This is a genomic window from Sinorhizobium kostiense, from assembly GCF_017874595.1.
GTDB classification, from domain to species: domain Bacteria; phylum Pseudomonadota; class Alphaproteobacteria; order Rhizobiales; family Rhizobiaceae; genus Sinorhizobium; species Sinorhizobium kostiense.
This window is the reverse complement of sequence record NZ_JAGILA010000016.1, coordinates 1-4,910: the sequence shown is the minus strand read 5'-3', so window position 1 is coordinate 4,910 and position 4,910 is coordinate 1. Positions and strand designations below refer to the sequence as shown.

The 4,910-nt window shown below is 65.8% G+C and carries 1 protein-coding gene; it reads left to right on the top strand.

Translation table 11 applies throughout. From position 1 onward, the window contains the following. On the top strand, positions 1-4,910 hold a 4,910-nt coding region (locus J2Z31_RS29005; RefSeq protein ID WP_209607212.1), incomplete at both ends, for a non-ribosomal peptide synthetase.

Sequence of the window (4,910 nt, the reverse complement as noted above, 5' to 3'; positions counted from 1 at the left end):
GCCAATCGCGGCCGGCGCGAGGTCGAGGAGCTGATCGGCTTCTTCGTCAACACCCTGGCGGTTCGCATCGATCTGTCCGGCGAGCCGAGCGTGTCCGATCTGCTGGAGCGGACGCGGCGCACGGCACTCGCCGCGCAGGAGCATCAGGACCTGCCATTCGAGCAGGTGGTCGAGATCGTCCAGCCGCCCCGCGCCCTTGATCACACGCCGTTGTTCCAGGTGATGTTGGCCTGGAAGAACAACAGCGGCGGGTCATTGGACCTGCCGGGGCTGCGGGTAGAGGCCGCGGGGGAGGGGCTCGATCAGGTCAAGTTCGATCTGGAACTGAACCTGGGGGATCAGGGCGAGGTCATCGCCGGGACTCTGGGTTATGCGACGGCGCTGTTCGACCGGGCGACGATCGAGCGGCAGCGCGGCTACCTGCTGGCGCTGCTGCGGGCGATGGTTGCCGATGCCGCGCAGCCGGTCGGCCGCATCGACATCCTGCCGGCCGACGAGCGCCGCTATCTGCTGGAGGAACTGAACCGCACGGAAGCGGATTATCCCTCGGAGCTGTGCGTCCACGAACTGTTCGAGGCCCAGGTGCGCCGGGCGCCGGACGCCGTGGCGGTGGTCTTCGAAGGGCAGTCGATCTCCTATGGTGCCCTCAATGTCCGGGCCAACCGGCTCGCCCATCATCTGATCGGGCTTGGGGTGAAACCGGACGCGCGCATTGCGATCTGCGTCGAGCGCAGCCCGGCGATGGTGGTGGGGCTACTGGCGATCCTCAAGGCCGGCGGCGCCTATGTGCCGCTCGACCCGGCCTATCCCTGCGCGCGGCTCAACCAGGTGCTCAACGATGCCGCCCCGCAACTCATGCTTTGCGATGCCGCCGGCCGCGAAGCGCTGGGCGCCGAGGCACTCGCCGATCTCAGCGTGATTGATCTGGATGCGGCCACCCCGGCCTGGGCGGAACTGCCGGCGTCGGAGCCGGACCCGCGTGCGCTCGGCCTCACCCCCAGCCATCTCGCCTACGTCATCTACACCTCCGCCTCCACCGGAACGCCCAAGGGCGTCATGGTCGAGCATCGCGGGATGACCAATTATCTAAGCTGGGCTCGTGAGATCTACGCTCCCATATCCTCCTCCGTCGTCTCCTCTTCGCTCGCCTTCGATGCTACGATTACCAGTCTGTTTACGCCTCTTATCTGTGGTGGGCATGAACATCTCGTATCCAAGGGAAATGAAACCGAGAACCTTAAGGCAGAGCTTGGCTTAGGCCGCAGGCTGGTCAAAATCACTCCCAGTCATCTGGATGTTCTGGGGCAGCAGCTGCAGTCGGCTGGAGATGCCAGTCAGGTGGAGCTGTTCGTCATTGGCGGCGAGGCATTGTCGTCGTCGACGCTCGAACTATGGCGTCAGATCCAGCCGGCTGCCAGAATGGTCAACGAGTATGGCCCGACGGAAGCGGTTGTCGGTTGTGCCTTCCATGACATCCCCGCAGACCTTTCCGCATCGACAAATGTGCCGATCGGCCGCCCAATCGCGAACACGCGGCTCTATCTGCTTGACGACCATGGTCAGCCTGTTCCGTTCGGGACGGTTGGCGAGCTCTATATCGGCGGGGCAGGGGTTGCGCGCGGCTACCTCAATCGGCCCGAACTGACGGCGGAGCGGTTCATCACCAGTGCCTTTGTCCAAGGCGATCGTCTCTACCGGACCGGCGACCTGGCCCGCTATCTGCCGGATGGCAATCTCGAGTTTTTGGGCCGCAACGACGAGCAGGTGAAGATCCGCGGCTTCCGCATCGAGCCGGGCGAGATCGCTGCGCGGCTCTGCGAGCACGAGCTTGTCGGCGAGGCCGTGGTGGTGGCGCGGGAGGATCGCGCCGGCGACAAGCGGCTCGTCGCCTATGTGGTTGCGAAGGCGGCGGACGGGTCGGACGAGGCCGGTGGCGCCGAGCTTGCCGCGTCGTTGCGGGCGCATCTCGGTGGCCTGCTGCCGGACTACATGGTGCCGTCGGCCTTCGTGCGGCTGGAAGCGCTGCCGCTGACACCGAACGGCAAGCTCGACCGCAAGGCGCTGCCGGTTCCCGACGACGATGCTTATGCGCGGCGAGCCTATGAAGCGCCGCAGGGCGCGGTCGAGACGCTGCTGGCGGCGATCTGGGCAGAGCTGCTCGGCATCGAACGGGTCGGCCGCCACGATAACTTCTTCGAGCTCGGCGGCCACTCATTATTGGCGGTGCAGCTGATGGAGCGGCTGCGGCGGCAGTCGCTCGGGGTGGAGGTGCGCACCCTGTTCGCCAGGCCGGTGCTTTGCGATCTCGCCGCAAGCCTTGGCAGCCACCACGAGGTGGCGGTGCCGGCCAACCGGATCACCGAAGAGAGTGAGGCGATCACGCCAGAGATGCTGCCGCTGGTCGATCTGACCCAGAAAGAGATCGACCGGATCGTGTCGACGGTGCCCGGTGGCGTCGGCAACATCCAGGATATCTATGGCCTGTCGTCGCTGCAGGACGGCATTCTGTTCCACCATCTGCTGGCAACCGAGGGCGATCCCTATCTGCTGGTCTCGCAAATGGCCTTTGCCGATCGGGCCCTGCTCGACCGCTATCTTGCGGCGGTTCAACAGGTGGTCGACCGGCACGACATCCTGCGCACCGCCTTTGTCTGGCAGGGTCTGTCGAGCCCGGCGCAGGTGGTGTGGCGCAAGGCGCCGCTGGCGGTGAGCGAGGTCGAGCTGGACGAAGATGGCGGTCCCGGCCACGAGCAGTTGAGGCGCCGCTTCGATCCACGCCACTATCGCATCGATCTTGGCCGGGCGCCCTTGTTGCGCTTCGTGATCGCGCGCGAGCCTGGCAGCGAGCGCTGGCTGCTTCTGGAGCTGCAGCATCATCTGATCGGCGATCACACGACGGCCGAAGTGATGCATGCCGAGGTCCAGGCCGTGCTCGAGGGACGCGCGCATGAGCTGGCGGCGCCGCAGCCGTTCCGCAATCTGGTGGCGCAGGCGCGGCTTGGCATGGATGCCAAGGCGCATGAGGAGTTCTTCCGGAAGATGCTCGCCGATATCGACGAGCCGACCCTGCCGTTCGGGCTGAGCGAGGTTCGCGGCGACGGCAGCGGGGCCGGCGAGGCGCAGCGGATGCTGCCGCAGGCGCTCAACGATCGGCTGCGCGACCAGGCGCGGCGGCTCAGGGTGAGCCTGGCGAGCCTTTGCCATCTGGCCTGGGGCCAGGTGGTGGCGCTGAGCAGCGGCCGCGAACAGGTGGTGTTCGGCACGGTGCTGTTCGGCCGCATGCATGCGGGCTCCGGCGCCGACCGGACGATGGGCCTGTTCATCAACACCCTGCCTGTGCGGCTCGACCTCGACGGAACCGGGGTTGCGGCGAGCGTGCAGGCCACACATGCGCGGCTTTCCGAGCTGCTCGCGCACGAGCATGCCTCGCTCGCCTTGGCGCAACGCTGCAGCGGCGTTGCAGCCCCGGCGCCGCTGTTCGGCGCGCTGTTGAACTACCGTCACAACACCCCGGCCGCCGGCTCGACAACCAATGAGGACCTGTCGGGCATCGAGTGGCTGGGGAGCGAGGAACGCACCAATTATCCCGTGACGCTCGCGGTGGAGGATTTTGGCGAGGCGCTCGGCCTGACGGCGCAGGTGGTGGAGCCGATCTCTGCCGACCGGATCTGCGGCTACATGCAGCGGGCGCTCGAGCAGCTGGCGGAGGCGCTGGAACGGGCGCCGAATACGCCGGTGCGCGAGCTCGACATCCTGCCGGCCGACGAGCGCCGATATCTGCTGAAGGAGCTGAACCGGACGGAAGCGGACTATCCGTCGGATCTGTGCGTGCACGAGCTGTTCGAGGCGCAGGTGCGCCGGGCGCCCGACGCAGTGGCGGTGGTCTTCGAAGGGCAGTCGATCTCCTATGGTACCCTCAATGGCCGGGCCAACCGACTCGCCCATCATCTGATCGGCCTTGGGGTGAAGCCGGACCAGCCGGTGGCGATCTGCGTCGAGCGCAGCCCGGCGATGGTGGTGGGACTGCTGGCGATCCTGAAAGCGGGCGGCGCCTATCTGCCGCTCGATCCGGCCTATCCCTGCGCGCGGCTACGGCAGGTGCTCGACGATGCCGCCCCGCGGCTCATGCTTTGCGATGCGGCCGGCCGCGAAGCCTTCGGCCCCGAGGCACTCGCCGATCTCCGCGTGATTGATCTCGATGCGGCCACCCCGGTCTCGGCGAGGCTGCCGGCGTCGGATCCCGATCCGCATGCGCTCGGCCTGACCCCCAGCCATCTCGCCTACATCATCTACACCTCGGGCTCCACCGGAACCCCCAAGGGCGTCATGGTCGAGCATGCAAACACCGTCAACCTGCTGCATTGGAACGACAGCGTTTTTGCCGGATCGGAGACCAGCCGGATGCTGTTTTCGACTTCGATCAATTTCGATCTGTCTGTCTACGAGTGCTTCGTGCCACTTTCTCGCGGGGGCACGCTCTATCTCGTCGAGAATGCCCTGAAGCTGGCTCAAGCGCCGGTGGATGTCTCATTGATCAACACGGTTCCGTCGGCGATCACTTCTCTCCTTGACAAGCAGGCAGTGCCGCAATCGGCAAAGGCTATTAATTTGGCGGGCGAACCTTTGAAGCTCCCGCTGATCGAGAGGCTCTTTGAGAATACGTCTACACAGACGATCTGCAATCTCTATGGTCCCTCGGAGACGACGACCTATTCGACATGGATTTGCATGCCAAGAGGACAGGCTGTCGTCGAGACGATCGGGCGTCCGATATCGAACACGCGGATCTATGTGCTTGACGACCATGGCCAGCCAGTTCCGTTCGGGGCGGTGGGCGAGCTCTATATCGGCGGGGCAGGAGTGGCGCGTGGCTACCTCAACCGCCCGGAGCTGACGGCGGAGCGGTTCCT